The organism is Emticicia sp. 21SJ11W-3 (genome assembly GCF_024138715.1).
In the GTDB taxonomy this organism is placed as follows: domain Bacteria; phylum Bacteroidota; class Bacteroidia; order Cytophagales; family Spirosomataceae; genus Emticicia; species Emticicia fluvialis.
The window spans coordinates 1,109,747-1,128,136 of sequence record NZ_CP092074.1; the positions used below are offsets into that span (position 1 = coordinate 1,109,747).

Genomic DNA, 18,390 nt, shown 5'->3' on the forward strand with positions numbered 1-18,390 from the left:
AATGTGTCAATCACCGGTTTTGCTGACCCTATTCTTTTGTTACAATTTCGTCAAGATTCAGCATGGCATTGGCTGTAACAGCGAGTGCTGCCATTTTTGGGGTAACATCAGACTTCCCGAAAAACTTATAGGCCTCAACGGGGTTTCTGGTATATTCCCGCTCGGTTTGCTTGTAAAGCTGGGTAAGCACTTTTAGTTTTTTGTCATCAATATTGCGCATCATAATCAGGTTGAAGCCTGCCTGAATCTGTTGTTCGGGGTTTTTACCTTTTTTCATCATGTTTCTGGCCAGTTGTTGTGCGGCTTCAACATAGGTTGGGTCATTGAGGGTTACCAATGCCTGTAAAGGGGTATTTGTCCTGAGCCGTCTTAGCTGGCAGAATTCCCTGCTTGGGGCATCGAACGACATCATCGACGGATACGGAGCGGTGCGCTTCCAGAATGTATAAATGGCCCTGCGGTATTTATCTTCTCCTTGTGACAGTTTCCATGACTCTCCATTCCAGGGAGATTGCCAAAGGCCGTCAGGTTGATAGGGCATTACGCTTTTGCCATACATTTTTTTCGACAGCAGACCACTTACAAGCAAGGCCTGGTCTCTTACCTGCTCTGCCGTAAGCCTGATTCTTGGCCCACGTGCCAGAAACCGGTTGTAGGGGTCTTTTTCAAGCAGTTCGTTATTTACTTCTGACGATTGACGGTAAGTACCAGAGGTAACAATCATTTTCAGGAGTTTTTTTACGCTCCAGTGCATATCATCCTGGAAAGTAACGGCCAGGTAATCCAGCAATTCAGGATGCGAAGCACTGAAACCCTGCGTGCCGAAGTCTTCTACCGTTTCTACTATGCCCACACCAAATATCTGCTCCCAGAATCGGTTTACGGCAACGCGGGCTGTTAAAGGATTGTGTCCATTAACCAGCCATTTAGCCAGCCCGAGCCTGTTGGCAGGGTAATCTTTTGGCATTTCAGACAGATACTTAGGCACATCGGGCTTTACCTCTTTACCATGTACCAGCCAGTTGCCTCGTTCAAAAATGTGCTGCTTGCGTGCCAGATCGCCTTCGCCATCGCTCATAATCGGGGTAAAATCCGCACTGGCATTCAGAATCTCTTTATATCCGGCTTCAATTTTTTCATATTCTTTGCCTTCGCCAAAAGTACTCTGAAACGACAACCATTTTATCTGTAGCCAGTCTTTGGGCTTTTTAGGATTCGTAAAAGTGAAATAGAGGTCATGCTTGCCTTCTAGTTTCGGAAGCGGGTAAAACATGACGGTATCTCGTGCCGGAGAAATCGGGATAGACAGAATAATGTTTCCATCCGGCTTGCCGTCTCTGATGTGTAGTACACCTTTTTCAGTGCCGGTATTGAAATTCATTACCAGTCTGTTCTTCCCCGTCAGTGTGACCCCTTTCAATCGGCCGTAGCCTGTATGCTGTAAACCAAGATATTTGGCATCTAATAAAGATGACGTGCCTGCCGATAAAGGCTCAACATCATGCGAATTGAATTTGGGCTCCAGTATTTTTACAAACTTTTCAAAGTCTTTCCCATTTCTTCCTTTCGCCAGTATCCAGTTCTTCAATTCTTCTATTTTGGTTGAATCTCCAGGCTTGTAAAATCTCAGATAAGGTGTATCGCTCACTACGTCTTCATCACGGGCATTGTTAAAAAATGCCATCAGCTTGTAGTATTCATCATGTACGAAGGGGTCGTACGGGTGCGTATGGCATTGTACGCAACCCATAGTTGTACCCTGCCAAACATCAAAAGTAGTATTTACTCTATCAATATTAGCCGCCACCCTGAACTCCTCGTCTACGGTTCCTCCTTCATCATTGTTCATGGTGTTTCTGTGGAAACCCGTGGCTATCAATTGTTCGTTGGTGGCATTTGGTAGCAAATCGCCGGCCAGTTGCTCAATCGTAAACTGGTCGAAAGGTTTATCATCATTGAAGGCTTTGATAACGTAATCACGGTATCGCCAGATATTCCTGTATACATCTCTTTCATAACCCTTTGTATCGGCATAGCGGGCCAAATCAAGCCACATGGCTGCCCAGCGCTCTCCGTATGCCGGAGAAGCCAATAACTGGTCTACCACCTTCTCATAGGCATTTTCAGATTTATCGTTCAGAAAAGCCCGTAATTGTTCTTCGGTTGGCGGCAGGCCGGTCAAATCAAGATATACCCGGCGTAATAGTGTGCCTTTATCAGCTTGTTTCGAAAAAGATAGGCCTTCTTCTTTCAGCTTTTCTACTACAAAATTGTCAATTTCATTTTTGGCAAAGCGGGTTTCGTCATCATCTATCAGACCCAGACGGGCAAAAAAGCCACCAACTGACGGCACATCAGGTTTTTCCGGTTTTTGGTACGCCCAATGTTCGCCCCACGGAGCCCCCTCATCAATCCATTTTTTCAGGGTCTCCATTTCTTCTTTGCTGAGCGGGTCTTTGCCTTTGGGCATTCGTTCTTCTTCATCAGAGCTTATCAGGCGTCTGTAAAACTCTGAATGCTCGGCATCACCGGGTATAATACCCACCTTGCCCGACTTCCCTTTGGTATTGATGGCCTCCTGAGAAAACAAAAAACTGATATCTCCTGCCTTTTTTACTCCACCATGACAAGACACGCAATGCTTGTTCAGAATAGGTTTTATTTCAGTATTGAAATCTACCTTGTCTGCAAAAGGATTGAAGCTGAAAGCCATGATGGCGCTTATGGCAATAATGGAACAGGAGAATATAAAAAGCCTTGAGTATTTCATAGATGTCTAGACAACCGTTAGGTATTACAAATTTAACCAGGGTTTGTGTTAAATAGTACAAAGAGAAATGAATTAATTTTCAGACCCAGGCATAAATATAAATTAAGAAACACTGTTGTGGTAAGAGAATTAACCTTGGTACAGCCAAATTAAGGCTGATAAAACCTGTAAAAAATCCGGCTTGTTTTAATACAATCGAATATTTACACAAAATCGGGTAAGTTTAGAAAGTTTTCAAAAATCATCATTAAATTTAACCATTCGACACCGGGTTTCCCTTATGTCATGTGATATTATTTGTACAATTCAGGCAATACCCCAAAATTTGAATCGAATTTAATCAGTAGATTGAAATCAACAGAGATAAATTACTCAGTTTAATCAAAAAATAAAGCATTAGCATCACAAATGAGCGATTTTCTTAAAAAATTAAAGGGTATATTTGTAGTAGAAACTCCGGCAGGAGAAGCCGCCAGCGATACCACTGCCCCGGAAAAACAGGCAGAACCCCCGGCGAATGTCTCTGTGCAGATTCCTCAGGGAAAGGCCTCTGACAAGTTTTATGACATTTTATTGGGCGCCATGGAAGCCAATAACCAGGAGGGTTTTGATTATCTGGAGTTTAAAAAATCTTTAAAGACTTTGGCTCAGATGCCAATGGATGAAAAGACACGTTATCTATCTGCCTTCGCAGCAGCACAGGCAATGGGTATTACGCCTCAGAAATTATCTGAATCAGCCGGTTTTTATCTCAAAGTGCTTCAGACAGAAGATTCAAAATTTCTTGAGTCGGTTAATGCGCAGCGTCAGAAACAGATTGGTAATAAAGAAAAAGCCATTGCTGATATGGACGCAACCATAAAAGCTAAAGGTGAGCAGATTGCCAAACTGACACTGGAGATACAGGAACACCAGGCAGATATGGAAAAAATGAAAGCGGAGATTTCAGACGCGGTGGTTAAAATTGAAACAACATTGAGTGATTTTCATGCCACTTACAGTGAGTTAACGGCACAAATCAGCAAGGATGTTGACAATATGACTAAATATTTGAAACAATAAAACCCCGGCTCAGCAGGAAACAGCCCCTTGCTTTCTGCGGTACTATAAACTATCACTAAAAAAATTGAAAACCTCCGGGAGGCGGAGGATAACCCCAACAGAATATGGAAATGCAAGAAACCAGACCCAAATCGTTTTGGGAACGCCCCGAAGGCAAAACAGGTACTCTTTTCGCTGCAGGTTTATTATTAGGTGGAGGCTATCTGCTCTATAAAGCCCTGCCTTATCTGATTACTCTGGCTTCAAATACGCTTTATCTGGCCGGCCTGCTGATTGTACTGGCGGCACTTATTTATATGATACTTGACCCCAAGATGAGAAATCTGATTTTCTACATCTATAAGAGTATTATGCGCTGGATAACCGGCATGTTTATACAACTGGATCCTATCGGTGTTCTGAAAACTTATATTGACGAATTGCGGAGTAATCTGGGTAAAATGAACCAGCAGATTGCTACCCTGAAAGGCCAGATGTATAACCTGAAGACTATCATTGAAAATAACAGAAAGCAGATTCAGAACGATTTAAATCTGGCAAGCAAGGCCAAAGAAACCGACAAACAGGCCATGATGGTGCTGAAAGCCCGCAAGGCAGGCCGTTTGCAGGAGTCGAACATTAAGCTGGAAGATTTGTACAAGAAAATGGAGATTCTTTACAGAGTTCTTACCAAGATGTACGAAAATTCGGAGATAATGCTTGAAGACATCAAAGATCAGGTGGCTGTAAAAGAACAGGAGCGTAAGGCTATCCGTACCAGTCATTCAGCCATGCGTTCTGCCATGAATATACTGAACGGAAACAAAGACCAGCGCCAGATGTTTGATATGGCCATGGAGTCTATTGCTGACGACGTAAGCCAGAAGGTAGGGGAGATGGAACGCTTTATGGAGATGTCTTCTAACTTTATGGATTCTATTGACCTTCAAAATGGAGTATTTGAAGAAGAAGGTCTGAAAATGCTTGAAAAATGGGAGCAGGAAGGCGTTTCTTTGTTGCTTGGAAGCGACAAAAAGGCCCTGATTGCCGGTAAAGACGTGCCAACAACCAAGCATTCCGGCAACCAGTATGATAAACTCTTTGAATAGAAGCTTTCATAAGGGTATGAGCCACCCAAGGTGGCTCATACTTTCTGAGTCTTAATTTTTACTTTATTCAATTACAAAAAATCCGGTAGATTTTAATTAGCAACAAAATGAAAACAACACTCACACCATTTGCCCGGTTTATGATTACCCTCTTTATTCTTGGAGGTTTGTTTTTTGGAGGCAAATATGTTTTAGATAACACAAGCTGGGGCAAATCTTTGCTTGATAAAAACAATGAAACCCAGGTTGATGAAACCAATACCAAAGCGCCGGAAGAGGGACCGGCTGCAGGTAGCACACCAGGTACTTCAGGTAGTAACACTGAAGCAACAGAAGGTGGCTCTTCTTCGTTCAGTTATGTGGCTCGCGAACCGGTTAACGGTAAACTAAAGGGCGTAGTTGAGCTGGGTGCCAGTGGTTTTAATTCTTTTATTGTAAGAATAGATAAAAGCAAAAACTGGAAACTGGAGAAAGCTGAATTCGGTAACAGTCTGGTAACTGAAAATATGGCCTCAGACGATGACATCAGAGCTGGATTGAAAAAATACATAGGCAGTATGCTCGATTTCGGCGTAAGCGGCCGTGATATTCACTTTGTAGTAAGCTCAGGTGCTGTAAAAGCGGATGTAACGCAGAAAATCATTAAAAACCTGAAAACACTTAATTATTTTGTAAACACGGTAACACCTGAACAGGAAGGCGCTCTTGCTTTGAAATGTGTATTACCTGAAGATTACGAAGAAGAGGCTTTTGTAACCGACATCGGCTCTGGGAATACCAAGATTTCATGGTCTACCAATGGTAGTGTGTCAGCCCTTGAAACCTATGGAGCCAAGTATTTTCAGAATGGTGTTGATGATGGTAAGGTATATGACGAAGTAAAAGTGAAGGCATCGTCGGTGCCCAGCATGAAACGCAAAACCTGTTTCATTATTGGAGGGGTGCCTTTCTCGATGGCAAAAAAAGTAAGAGAAGGCAAAGAACGCTATACCGTGCTGAAAGAACCGGCTTACTATAAAATACTGACTGACGCTAAAGATAAATCTGGGGTGAATATCTACAAAGCTATTAAAGATGCCACCGGCTGCGAGCAATTCGTTTTCGACTGGGATGCAAACTTTACTATTGGCTTTTTGTTAGGGTTGCCTTGATGAATGACGAATAGTGAATGGCGAATTAGCGAATAAATGTTTATTCAATAATTCGCCATTCATAATTCACGATTGCTTAACGGCCTCAATAATCTTTATCTGCTCAAGTATTTGTTCAGGCTTAATGAGTAACTCTTTGCCTTCTGCAATGGCTTCGTAAAGGTTCTGGAATAAAAGCCCCCAGTTACCGGCCTCGGTATCTACCTGTCCTCTGAACGACACCCCGTTTATTTCTGCATTCAGTAAACCGCTATTCTGCTTCGATTCTACACCGAAACCCTCCATGCCCGGTAGTAATCCGGCCTTTAGGTTATCTTCCTGCACGTCAAGACCATATTTTATAAAAGAACCTTTGGTGCCATGCAGCACATATCTCGGGCCTTCTTCCCGCACCAGCAGGCTCGATTTTAAGGTGACTTTCAGCTTGCCGTAGTCTAGCCTTATATCAAATGCGTCATCAATTTCAGAACCTTCTCTTTGCACATAAGTTTCGCCCCAAACACTTTGCGGTTTGCCGAAAAGCGTAATGGTCTGGTCAATAATATGTGCGCCGAGGTCATATAAAATGCCATTGGCTGGGCTTACCACTTCTTTCCATCTTTTGGGGTTCAGCACAGGCTTGTAGCGGTCATAATGTGCTTCATAGCTAATCAATTCTCCTAAAACGCCGCTTTCGACCACCTTTCGCACGGTTCTGAAGTCTCCATCAAAACGGCGGTTCTGAAACACACATACAATTTTGTTTTGTTTTCTGGCCAGTTCAATAATCTCCTCAGCCTCGGCTGTGGTAGAAGTAAAAGGTTTCTCCACCAGAATGTGTTTGTTGGCCTGCAGGCTTTTCATGGCCAGCTCATAATGCGTTGAGCTGGGCGAGCAAATACTAACCAGCTCTATTTCATCATCAGCCAGCACTTCATCAATACTTCCGGCAACCTGTACCAACGGGAAGATGGCCTGTGGATTTTGACTATTGGTAACAACTGTTTTTAGTCTGAAATTCGGGTTCGCTTCAAAGAAAGGGGCTTGCAGGTATCTTCCCGAAAGTCCGAAACCCACCAGTGCAACATTAATCATATTTATTTAATAAGAAAGGGTTTAATTGATGGGCTAAATTATAAAAAATGCCTTGCTTTTGTATTACAGCAAGGCATTTTTACAGATATCTTTTCGGGTCAGCTCAAAGAAAATGCTTCTATCAGCTTTTGTTTAAACGCTTCGTAATCTGTGCTTATTTTGTCTGCCTGTTTCTCTTTACCCAGTAAAGCCGAGAGCCTATCAGGAATTGGCTGAGAACCAATTACCTCTTCAACCACATCCAGAAACTTGGCATAATGCGCTGTAGACAGGAAAATGCCTGAAACTGACTCAGAAAGATGGCTGGTATACGCTTTCAAACCCAAATAAGCTACAGCGGTATGTGGGCATATCACATAATTGTTGCGCTCGTACACCAGGCGCATAGCATCTTTGGTTTCTGTATCTGAGTAGAAATAGCCTGTCAGCATATTTTTCATTTGCTCAAGGTCGTTATTAAACAATGCCAGCATCCTCGGAAAATTACTCGGGTTACCAACGTCCATGGCATTTGAGATAGTAGACAATGACGGGCTTATGGGTTGATAAACACCCGTGTTGAGGTACTGAGGCACTACATTATTTACATTAGTGGCAGCAATAAACTGTTTTACTGGTAAACCCATTCGCCAGGCAATAATACCTGCACTTAAATTACCAAAATTGCCGCTTGGCACTGAAATAACAATTTCTTTGTTTTGGCCTTTCTTTTTTAACTGAGCATAGGCATTAACGTAATAAAACGCCTGCGGTATTAATCTGGCAATGTTTATAGAATTGGCAGATGCCAGAGAAAACCGGGCTGTCAGTTCAGCATCAAGAAATGCCTGTTTTACCAGTTTCTGGCAGTCATCAAAAGTACCGTTCACTTCAAGCGCTTTTACATTTTCACCAAGGGCGGTCAGCTGTTTTTCCTGAATGTCGCTGACTTTGCCACTTGGATATAAAATGGTAACATCAATATTAGGGGTCCGATAAAACCCTTGTGCCACGGCACCGCCGGTGTCGCCTGATGTGGCTACCAGAATATGTATCTGTTTTTCTGATTTCTGTAAGAAATAAGACATCAAAGCAGCCATGAAACGCGCCCCAAAGTCTTTAAAAGCCATAGACGGCCCATGAAACAACTCAAGGCAATAGGTGTTATCTTCCACCTCAACCAATGGTGCCGGAAAATCAATGGCTTTGTTTATTAATTCTTTTAAATCATAAGCAGGCACATCCTCACCGATCAGGGCATGAGCAATAGCAAATGCAATTTCCTGAAGGCTCTTGTTTTCAATGGTGTCCCAGAAAGCCTGAGGAAGTTTAGGGATATCAGTAGGCATATACAAACCATTATCAGGTGGCAGTCCTCTGAAAATGGCTTCTTCCAAGTTTACATCAGGGCTCTCGTTTTTGGTACTGTATAACTGCATAAGAATTTCTAAAAATAAATTTAAACAGGTTTCGGGTAGGCGCAGCGCGTGTGCAATACGCCATTTTGTTGGTTCATAGCTCCCCTTTTACAAATATAGGACGATTTACAAAACCGTCCTATTGAATTAGGGTATCGAAAATTATACTGCCTATGCCAGTTATTTCTGAAGCATTTGCACAAAATTATCGAAAAGATATCTTGAATCATGCGGACCCGGTGAGGCTTCTGGGTGGTATTGTACCGAGAAAGCAGGCTTATCTTTGCGACGGATACCTTCAATGGTCTGGTCGTTCAGGTTCACGTGGGTCAGTTCTATATTTTCGTTATTGGTAACCTGGTCTGGTTTTACCGCAAAACCATGGTTCTGAGACGTAACTTCACAATAGCCTGTTAACAGGTTTTTAACCGGATGGTTCAGGCCGCGATGTCCATTCTTCATCTTGTAAGTTTCAATACCGCTGGCCAAGGCTAATAACTGATGCCCCAGGCAGATACCAAAAACAGGTTTGCCGGTGTCAACTACGTCTTTGATGGTTTCTACTGCATAAGGCATTGCGGCTGGGTCGCCGGGGCCGTTTGAGAGAAAGAAGCCGTCAGGATTAAAGGCCTGAATTTCTTCGAAACTCGATTTAGCGTTGAAAACCTTACAATAGCAGTCTCTTGATGTAAAGTTTTTTAGGATACTCTTCTTTACGCCAAAGTCTAGCACGGCAACTTTATATTTGGCATCTTCTTCGCCCATGGTGTAGGGCTCTGGTGTACTTACAACAGACGAAAGCTCGAGGCCTTCCATTGACGGGCATTTCTTCAACTCAATCATCAGTTCCTGAGGATCAAGAATTTCAGAAGAAATGATACAGTTCATCACACCTGCATTGCGGATGTGCCTAACAATCTGACGGGTGTCAACATCACAAATACCAACAATACCTGCGCGTTCGAAGTATTCCTGTAGCGAAAAATTGGCAGTGGTACGCGAGTAATAGTGGTTTGCGTAGGCATTACACACCATACCACTGATTGTTACACTCTTTGATTCCTCTTCATCGTCAAGCACTACGCCGTAGTTGCCGATATGAGAGGTGGTGTTTACAATGATTTGTCCGAAATACGAAGGGTCTGTATAAATTTCCTGATAGCCGGTCATACCGGTATTAAAACAGATTTCGCCAGCCGAAGTACCAATTTTACCAAGAGCTTTACCTTTGAAAACAGTGCCATCTTCTAGAAGTAGAATGGCGTCAGAAGGTGTATGAGTCATTGAAAGAAGAATGAATGTTTTCCGATTAATTTACAAAAATCTGCTTGAATGGGTGCCATCAGGCATTCGTTTCAAGTTCAGTATCGGAGAACAAAGGTATAAAAAAAACACATACGCAAAGAATAAACCTGTTACAGTAGGTGTCTTTTCTTTCTTAAGTGCAATAATACTTAAGTATAATTATATTAAAAGCGTATTTAAGAAAGATTAAGGTCATTTAATCTTTCTTTTTCAGATTATCTCTGAAATACTGATCGCGGGTTACGTTGTCACGTGGGGCCGCATCTGCTCCTGCTTTCCAGGATTTATCTTTCCAAGCACCGCTTTTGATTGATTTTACGAAATTAGCCCATGAAAATGGGTTCAGAAGAGGATTTGTAGTTACGGACCCCCGGTTTTCTATCTGCCGTAAGAACTGGTTGTTGGCATATTTATAATTGTCGGTGGCTGTCATACCATGTACGGCCGCCATTTTGGCTATATTTTCGGCACTGTAAGTTTCGCGCAGTATTTGTCTTTCGCGCTCATCAGGCAACTTCATATCAACCAGCGCCTGTTTAAATTCTTCTTCAGTGTTGAAAGGATAAACTTTAACTTCTTTTAACAATTTCGAGTCTACCTGCAACTCAACAAATACCGAATAGTCAACGTCTGTCTTGCGTGGAATCACATGGTACTGTTTCTTGAAACCCAGATAACTGAATACCACGGTGTCGCCCGGAAATACCGATAAGGCAAAGTAACCCTTACCATTTGATAGCGTACCTCTGCCAGCCTGTGGGATGGTAATATAAGCGCCTGGCAAAGCTTCTTTTGTTTGCCCGTCTATCACAACCCCTGAAAAAGTAACATATTTTATTTCGCCTTGAGCAAGAGATAAATAGCTGATTGTCAAGCAAATAAATGTAAGTAAATATGTAAGATTTCTTTTCATCGTATATTCCGTAAGGGTATGGTCTTCAAAGGTGCAGTAAATTTTAATAACCGGTGCACTCAGCATTGATTAACCAAAAATCTTTAAAAATGTTAAAATAAAAGGCATTGAAAGCAACAGGCCGTCAAATCTGTCCAGAAATCCCCCATGACCCGGTATCAAACTGCCAGAATCTTTGATAGCAATACTACGTTTAAATAATGATTCTACCAAATCGCCAAGGGTGCCGGTTACTGAAATTATAACAGCTACTGCGTACCATTGCCAGGGAGAAACGCAGTCGAAATACTTTGTTAAAATAAACGCTATCAATAGGGCTAATATTGCGCCTCCGAAGAAGCCCTCCCAGGTCTTTTTAGGAGAGACCCGTTCAAACAATTTACGTTTGCCCAGAAAACGCCCGGCAAAATAAGCGCCGGTGTCGCTTCCCCATAGTATAAACAAGCACCCCAGCAACAGCGTAGGTTCGTATCCGCTGTCGGTAAGAACCATTTCATTTATCAATGCAAACGGAACGGCCACATATAAAATACCAAGAAAAGTGTAGCCAAGGTTGGCAAAAGGTTTTGTATCCTTCTTTTTATAAAGCTTAATAAAAAACGTGACCGTTAATAATGGCACTATCAGATAGTAATACTTGAAAGGGAGAAAATCTTTTTCAATAAGAAATGTTAAAGCGTTTAGTATTACGCCGCAGAAAGTACCGTAAAAAGTAAGCGGCAGGTTAGAGTCAAGCTTTAATAGTTTATAAAACTCAATTTGTGTAAGCACACTGATAACCAGAAACAGAACCCAGAATGTCCATTCATTGTAGAGTACTCCGGTTAAAATAATTGATACCCCGACAACAGCAGCAATGATTCGTTGGTTTAGGTTAGATAGTTGGTTTAGTTTCCTCGTCATTTTGGTTGAATATATCAATAATCTCTTTCGCGGCTTCTTCCTGGTAGTCCTGCACGTGCACTTCGCACCAGCCCAGCAGGTAGCTTCTGTCTTTCTTATTTAAAACTACAGCGGCAATTTCTTTATTCAGCAACTCATTCTTTAGCATTTCGGCTCTGTACACATTCGGAGACTCAAAAACCTTTATCCAATTAGCCATAGTTTCGTTTTAATATTTTACCAAATATAATGGTAATTTCTATAAAACAGTATTTTTAAACAGTTTTCATAGCATTTTAATCTGCATTAGCTATCCAGATTATAACTGAGTTTATCATGTCAGGCCAGCGTTTTACGCATTAATCTCAGCCAGTTTTTATGAAATACATTCTCAATATCACTCTGTTGGTAGCCTCTTTTAGCCAGCAGATGTTTGTAATGTTGCAGGTCGGCAATGGTATCGAGGTCATAAGGCGATTGCTCAGTGCCAAATGTGCCGTCCAAATCGCTGCCAATGGCAATGTGAAGGCTGTTACCGGTTATCTGGCAAATATGGTCGAAGTGGTCAATCAGTACTTCAAGGTTGGCGCCCACTTCACGCGGGTTTATCTGTCTCTGAATCAGGTTCGGTTTCAGCATCCATACGTCCAGGCACCCGCCAATTACAGCATCTCTTTCTACTAGGCGTTTAATCTGCTCATCGTTCAACTGGCGTTGATGTGGCACCAACGTGCGGCAATTATGGTGGCTTGCCCATACCTGCCCCTGAAACAAATCCAGCGCTTCGTCAAAGCCTTCATCCGTCAGGTGGGTGGCATCCAGCACCATACCCAGTTTATCCATTTCTTTTACCAGTTCCCGGCCAGCTTTTGTGAGGCCGCCTGTCATACCTGTGCCTGGCGCATATCTGCCCGGGCCGTAGTGTGCGGGGCCTATGGCTCTAAGGCCATAACTGTAGGCTTTTTCAAGGTAGGATAAATTAACTAAAGAATCGGCACCCTCCAGGCTAAGAATAAACCCGACGGGTTTTGTGAAGTCATCAATGGCAGGGTTTTCCCATAAAGCAATATGATTATCCAATTGTGCGCTTGTCGTAATCTGAACCATTTCTCCGGCTTCAACCATTGCCTGGTACCATGCCAGTTGCGCTTGTGTCATGGCCCATGCCTGATGCGGCGAGTTCCAGCCCGAACCTGGCATACTGCCGTTGTTTTCACTGAATCTGGCCAATTGCGTAGCTACTATAATGGCTATTTTACCCTTACGCAGCTCAGGCAATGAAACCACCCCTTTTCCACGGTCAATCTTGTCGGTCATGGTTTGTTCCATCATCCTGATTTCCCCAACTGTCCGCCGGTAATCACGGTTCCATTCTATGGCGTTCATGGCAATGTCCAGATGCGCATCAATTATTATCATATTCTGTTTAACAGGCGGTAAATTGTTTTATTATTCAAGCCTTAGTTCCATTTCGTCACTAGTTGCCTTGAAACCGTATTTTTCATAAATGGGTCTTCCTTCTTCTGACGCGTGCAATTGAATACGTTTGTAGCCAAGGTTTTTGGCTTCTTCCACAATACGGCTGAAAATCTCTTTGCCTAGTCCTTTTTTTCGCCAGTGGGGCAATGTATAAACATTCAGTATGTAAGCAACTCTGCCATCGGGCAACGAAAAACCCGGAAAGATTCTGAAAAAGCACAGGCCACTGGTACAAACAATTTTCCCATCTGCTTCGGCCAGCCAGACCACAATTTCACCGCTTCCGAGATGTAAATGAAAATAATCTTCAAGCGTCTGCCTTAGCCCTTCCTCATCGGTCTGGTGCGTTTCATTGCTTTGCACTTCTTTCAGAAACTGAACCCTTAACCTTGCCAGCTCTTTTACATCAGCAAGGGTAGCTTTTCGATACGAAATAGTCATCAGATGAGACGTTTATTAATCTACAACAGGATATTTGCCCTGGTCGGCCAGTTTCTGCAATGCTTCGGTAACAGTTGGTTTATCTTCCGGATAAGTAACACCAAACCATTCAGACTCATTAGAGAAAACCTTACATTTCCCCAGCCCGTTCTGAATCAGGTAGGTCATTACGGTTGGTATATAAAACTCTGCTTTGGGCGAGTGTAGGTTTTTTATAGCGTAGTCTTTGAACATTTCGTTGATAACCGAAAAAACACCGGGCATAAAACCCCAGAAGTTCATAGAAACTATGGTGTTATCATCCAGCTTGGTCAGTTCATCTTTTTCTTCAAAAACAATCTGGCCATCTGCCTGACGGTAAATCTTCGTTCGCTCGGTAACAACTTCCAGAAATCCGTCGGCATCCAGTTCACAAACTCCGCGTGACACTGAACCGTTTTCAGACAATGTATTCTTTATCTGGTAACCTACCATAGCGTGGCGGGTTTCTTCTTTATTGGTTGAGAGGAAATCAGCCATGATCTTGAATCCTTCGTATCCGTAAAAATCATCGGCATTGATAACGGCGAAAGGCGTGTTGGTTTGCTCCCAGGCGCATAATACGGCATGGCCAGTACCCCAGGGTTTGGTGCGCTCAACAGTGCCCAGCTCGGCAGGCACATAGCTTTGAACGCTCTGAATGGCAAAATCGTAATCGATTTTTCCTTCCAGCTTCGGGCCGAATATTTCCTCGAAATCTGCTTTAAGTTCTTCTCTGATAATAAACACTATTTTGCCGAACCCGGCTTTGATAGCGTCATATATTGAATAATCTATAATAGTTTCGCCGTTAGGGCCAAACTTATCTAATTGTTTCACACCTCCGTAGCGGCTACCCATACCCGCCGCCAAAATCAGTAAAGTTGGTTTCAACATAAAAAGCTTTGGTTTCATTATTTCTCAACAAAAGTACAAAACTGTTTCATTAGTGCTTAAAAAGTTTTTCCGATTTTAATTGTATAAAATACAATTAATCGGCTAGATTTGTAGAAAACTCTAACAGATTCAACTATGTACCTACGCTTCTTATCCATTTTATGGGCGTCTTTGCTTTGTTTTCAATCCTATGCTCAGGAATTTCCACTGAATCAGTTACCCATTGATAACTGGGAAACCGGTAGCTGGAAAACCGCCGGGAGCGTTGATAATCCGTATAAAAAGAAACCCGGCTTTAAGGCGGGTAACCAGATTTTGTTTTCAACCACGCCGGGCAGAACGACTTCTAAATTAATTACGGCCGATGCCAAAGTTAAATTTGATTTCATGCTGGGCAAAAACAGTGATGGCGTATTTTATATTCAGGGCAAGCACGGTATTATACTCAGTAATTCAGGTACTACCGGCGCTATTATCAGACCAGACGGCACCCTTCAATTAGCTAATCAAAATGCCGGTAAGGCCATTGGCTTATGGCAAACCCTTGAAGTTACTTTTTCTGATGCTCCTTTTGGCGAAGCGCTTATTATTGAAAAAGTAACCTTGAACAACGTAGTGATACATCAGGGCTATGTTATACCTGCCAAAGGTATAAACGAAGGGCCATTGGCATTTGAAAACAAGGCAGGTACAATTGCCATTAAAAATGTGCAGTATCTAAAATATAACAAAGAAAAACCATTAAAGCTGAGCGACTTAAGCTACGAAATGTATGAGACGTTCGACTGGAACCAACAGTTTGCGCCCAAAAGCACTACACCAAACGATAAAGGTACCACCACTGCCCTTACCAAAGATTTTGGGGCTGGTTACAACCGTTTTCTTCTGATATTCAGAGGGAATCTGGATGTGGAAAAAGACGGAAGCTATTCACTGGTGGCTGATTATGCTGGCAAAGCCTCAGTAAAAGTAGATGGTAAAGAAGTAATACCAACCGAAAGCGGAGAAACGTATCGCAGACCCAGAGCAGCTTATCTGGATTTGAAAAAAGGCAAACACCCCATTGAGATACGTTATAACAAAGTATGGTGGAGAGCCGAACTGGGACTTTTTGCTGCCGGACCCGAAGTAAGAGCGTATCCGCTTCATGCCGAAACCTCACTGCCATCGCCACAAGCTGTTGGTGAAATAGAAATAACTCCCAGGAGCGATGTAGAAGTTATCCGCTCGTTTGTTATGTTTAATGGCAAAAAGCGCACACATGCTATTTCGGTTGGTACACCTGCCGGAACCCATTACACTTTCGATTTAGACCAGGGTACTCCGCTTTATGCCTGGAGAGGTGATTTTGCTGATGTAACAGAGATGTTTCATGAACGCGGTGAACCTCAGTTGCTGAAACCAAAGGGTGTAAAAACTACCTTTAGTGGCAAAACGAGTGTTGCCATGCTTGCAAATGCCAATGAGTCTTTTCCGGATACGCTTGATGATTACAAAGACTTTATTTTTAAAGGTTATGCACTGGGTGGAGAAGGCCTGCCTACCTATAAATACCAATACAAGGGCGCTGAAATTACCGAGAAATTTGAACCATCGGCCGATGGAGGAATCACAACCACCATCAGTGCTTTCGGTGGTAACAGCCTTTATGCAAGACTTGGCGAAGCCAAAAGCATAACCCAGCTCGATAAAGGATTTTATATTTTAGAGACAACAAACGGCAATGACAGCTACATCAGGCTCGATGCTAAACTGAAACCGGTCATAAAAAATACACGCGACGGACAAGAGATTATCATTCCGCTGGCTGGTAGTGTTTCGTTTACAACACTTTGGTAAGCCTAAAAAAGAAGACATTTAAGGTTGGTTCACAACCAGAACCCATTCAAATAAATCTGAAAATGAAAAAAATATTCATCTTATTGTTATTCACAATTACGGGGGTTTATGCCCAGAACCGCCCGTTGGTGGAAGAAGACTTTTACCGTATTGTTACTTTGCCGGTTCCGGAAGGTGTAAAGCTGGAAGTTGGCGGTTTGGCTGTTTTACCTGACGGTCGATTGGGTGTTTGTACACGCCGTGGCGAAGTATGGGTTATCTCAAACCCATATATGAAAAACGGAACCACGCCTACCTACAAAAGATTTGCCAGCGGCCTGCACGAGCCACTGGGTCTTAATTACATTAATGGCAACCTGTGGGCAACCCAGAGAGGAGAGGTAACTATTCTGAAAGATAATAATGCGGATGGTGTAGCAGATGATTATACCTCATTTTACAAATTTCCGCTTTCGGGCAATTACCACGAGTATTCTTATGGCCCTGTGCTATTGCCCAATAATGATATGCTGATAACGCTTAATCTGGGTTGGATTGGTCATGGCGCCAGTTTGTCTAAATGGCGAGGCTGGATGTTGCGCCTAACGCCTGATGGAAAAATGACCCCCTGGGCAACAGGTTTGCGTTCTCCGGCTGGGTTTAATGTTTTGAAAAACGGAGATATTTATTATACTGAAAATCAGGGCGATTGGGTTGGGTCAGGAAGAATGACACAATTGGAATCGGGTGATTTTGCAGGAAATCCGGAGGGTCTTGTCTGGACATCAGAGGCTAATTCGCCATTAAAAATCAAGGCATCTGATGTGCCTGATACCGGTGAGCCTATGTATGATGTGGCCAAACGCCTGCCCAGCTTAAAAACTCCGGCTGTGTGGTTTCCGCATACATTAATGGGTATTTCAACGTCTGATATTGCCGAGGATTTATCAGGTGGGAAATTCGGGCCTTTTGCTGGTCAGCTTTTTGTAGGCGACCAGGGGCATAGCAAAATTATGCGCGTGTTTTTAGAAAAAGTAAAGGGTAAAAGTCAGGGAGTGTGTTTCCCTTTCCGCGAAGGCTTCCAGTCGGGCATCCTGCGTATGCAATGGGGGCTTGACCACTCCATGTTTGTGGGTATGACCAGCCGTGGGTGGTCGTCAACCGGGAAAGACGAGTTTGGTTTGCAACGTATGGAATGGACAGGCAGAACACCTTTTGAAATGAAAACGGTGAAATCAATGCCGGATGGGTTTCTTATAGAATTTACTCAGCCGGTTAGTAAAGACCTTGCCAGAGATATTGATTCTTATAAAATTAATAGTTTTACCTATAAGTATCATCATAATTATGGTAGCCCTATTATCAATGCCAAAAAATTAGGCATAAAGGCTATTCAGGTGGCAGAAGATGGCATGAGCGTAAGGCTGGCCATTGATTCGTTGCGTTTGGGTTATATTCATGAGTTACGCCTGGAGGGTATCAGAAGTGCAGAAGACAGACCTTTATTGCATAACGTGGGTTATTACACACTTAACAACATTAATGATGAAGCTCCTAAAATGGATATTGCCAGATATGTTGTAGCCGAGAAAAAAACTGCTGATGAGCACACTGGGCATACCATGAGCAATGCACCTAAAACAGAGCTAAAAGCAAGTGCCAAAAGGCTGACAGAAATACCGGCTGATTGGGGTGGCAAAGTAGACCAGACCATAAACATTGGTACTAAGCCGGGGCTTAAGTTTGATATAGCCCGTGTGCAGGTAAAAGCCGGAGCCAGAATCCGCCTGGTTTTCAATAATAATGATGACATGCTCCATAACCTGGTAATTGTAAAACCTGGTACGGTAGGTAAAGTAGGCGAAGCCGCCTTTAAAATGGGACTGGAAGGCGAAAGCAAGGCCTACGTGCCAGATTTAAGTGAGGTGCTGTTTCATACAGGGCTGATGCAACCGGAAGCACAGGAGACTATCTATTTTACTGCCCCAAGCACACCAGGTGACTACACTTTCGTTTGTACTTATCCGGGGCATTATACTGTTATGCAGGGTACCATAAAGGTTGTGAAGTAATTTAATGAAATATCTGTACAAAA

General features: G+C 42.9%; 15 protein-coding genes. 5 read left to right on the plus strand and 10 right to left on the minus strand.

Annotated features, from left to right (window positions below):
* Positions 1-28: 28 nt before the first annotated feature.
* Positions 29-2,713 (minus strand): DUF1553 domain-containing protein, encoded by a 2,685-nt coding sequence (locus MB380_RS04645; RefSeq protein WP_253533647.1) that lies wholly within the window; start codon positions 2,711-2,713, stop codon positions 29-31.
* 465 nt (positions 2,714-3,178) lie between these two features.
* On the opposite strand from MB380_RS04645, the gene MB380_RS04650 reads away from it, so the two are divergent.
* The 3 genes from MB380_RS04650 to MB380_RS04660 all read left to right on the plus strand — a co-directional run bounded on the left by MB380_RS04650 (position 3,179) and on the right by MB380_RS04660 (position 6,071).
* The gene (locus MB380_RS04650; protein WP_253533648.1) at positions 3,179-3,832 is read left to right on the plus strand and encodes a hypothetical protein; all 654 of its coding nucleotides are present in this window, start codon (positions 3,179-3,181) and stop codon (positions 3,830-3,832) included.
* Positions 3,833-3,936: 104 nt separating this feature from the next.
* Complete coding sequence (locus MB380_RS04655; protein WP_253533649.1) at positions 3,937-4,920, plus strand: hypothetical protein; 984 nt, start codon at positions 3,937-3,939, stop codon at positions 4,918-4,920.
* A 107-nt stretch (positions 4,921-5,027) separates the two neighbouring features.
* Complete coding sequence (locus tag MB380_RS04660) at positions 5,028-6,071, plus strand: hypothetical protein (RefSeq protein WP_253533650.1); 1,044 nt, start codon at positions 5,028-5,030, stop codon at positions 6,069-6,071.
* Between the two features lie 66 nt (positions 6,072-6,137).
* Here the strand turns inward: MB380_RS04660 and MB380_RS04665 are convergent, their stop codons facing one another.
* The 9 genes from MB380_RS04665 to MB380_RS04705 form a co-directional block, all read right to left on the minus strand.
* Positions 6,138-7,145 carry a Gfo/Idh/MocA family oxidoreductase gene (locus MB380_RS04665; RefSeq protein WP_253533651.1) on the minus strand — a complete coding sequence of 336 codons (1,008 nt, stop codon included), beginning with the start codon at positions 7,143-7,145 and terminating at the stop codon, positions 6,138-6,140.
* A 98-nt stretch (positions 7,146-7,243) separates the two neighbouring features.
* A complete protein-coding gene (thrC, locus tag MB380_RS04670; protein ID WP_253533652.1) occupies positions 7,244-8,563 on the minus strand; it encodes a threonine synthase in 1,320 nt (439 codons plus the stop codon).
* 159 nt (positions 8,564-8,722) lie between these two features.
* Positions 8,723-9,826 carry a glutamine-hydrolyzing carbamoyl-phosphate synthase small subunit gene (gene carA / locus MB380_RS04675; protein WP_253533653.1) on the minus strand — a complete coding sequence of 368 codons (1,104 nt, stop codon included), beginning with the start codon at positions 9,824-9,826 and terminating at the stop codon, positions 8,723-8,725.
* A gap of 217 nt (positions 9,827-10,043) precedes the next feature.
* Positions 10,044-10,760, minus strand: a complete 717-nt coding sequence (locus MB380_RS04680) for a carboxypeptidase-like regulatory domain-containing protein (protein WP_253533654.1) — start codon at positions 10,758-10,760, stop codon at positions 10,044-10,046.
* A gap of 69 nt (positions 10,761-10,829) precedes the next feature.
* Positions 10,830-11,663, minus strand: coding sequence for a phosphatidate cytidylyltransferase (locus MB380_RS04685; protein WP_253533655.1), 834 nt, complete (start codon positions 11,661-11,663; stop codon positions 10,830-10,832).
* The gene (locus MB380_RS04690; RefSeq protein WP_253533656.1) at positions 11,635-11,862 is read right to left on the minus strand and encodes a putative signal transducing protein; all 228 of its coding nucleotides are present in this window, start codon (positions 11,860-11,862) and stop codon (positions 11,635-11,637) included. Before MB380_RS04690 ends, MB380_RS04685 begins: the two co-directional genes overlap by 29 nt.
* 119 nt (positions 11,863-11,981) lie before the next feature.
* Entirely contained in the window at positions 11,982-13,061 is a 1,080-nt protein-coding gene (locus MB380_RS04695; RefSeq protein WP_253533657.1) for a dipeptidase, read from the minus strand.
* 30 nt (positions 13,062-13,091) lie between these two features.
* On the minus strand, positions 13,092-13,562 hold the full coding sequence (locus MB380_RS04700) for a GNAT family N-acetyltransferase (RefSeq protein WP_253533658.1): 471 nt from the start codon (positions 13,560-13,562) through the stop codon (positions 13,092-13,094).
* 15 nt (positions 13,563-13,577) lie between these two features.
* Complete coding sequence (locus MB380_RS04705) at positions 13,578-14,495, minus strand: sugar phosphate nucleotidyltransferase (protein ID WP_253533659.1); 918 nt, start codon at positions 14,493-14,495, stop codon at positions 13,578-13,580.
* Between the two features lie 117 nt (positions 14,496-14,612).
* Here MB380_RS04705 and MB380_RS04710 point away from each other — a divergent pair, with 117 nt between their 5' ends.
* Entirely contained in the window at positions 14,613-16,316 is a 1,704-nt protein-coding gene (locus MB380_RS04710; protein WP_253533660.1) for a PA14 domain-containing protein, read from the plus strand.
* Positions 16,317-16,378: 62 nt separating this feature from the next.
* Entirely contained in the window at positions 16,379-18,367 is a 1,989-nt protein-coding gene (locus MB380_RS04715; protein ID WP_253533661.1) for a plastocyanin/azurin family copper-binding protein, read from the plus strand.
* Positions 18,368-18,390: the final 23 nt, after the last annotated feature.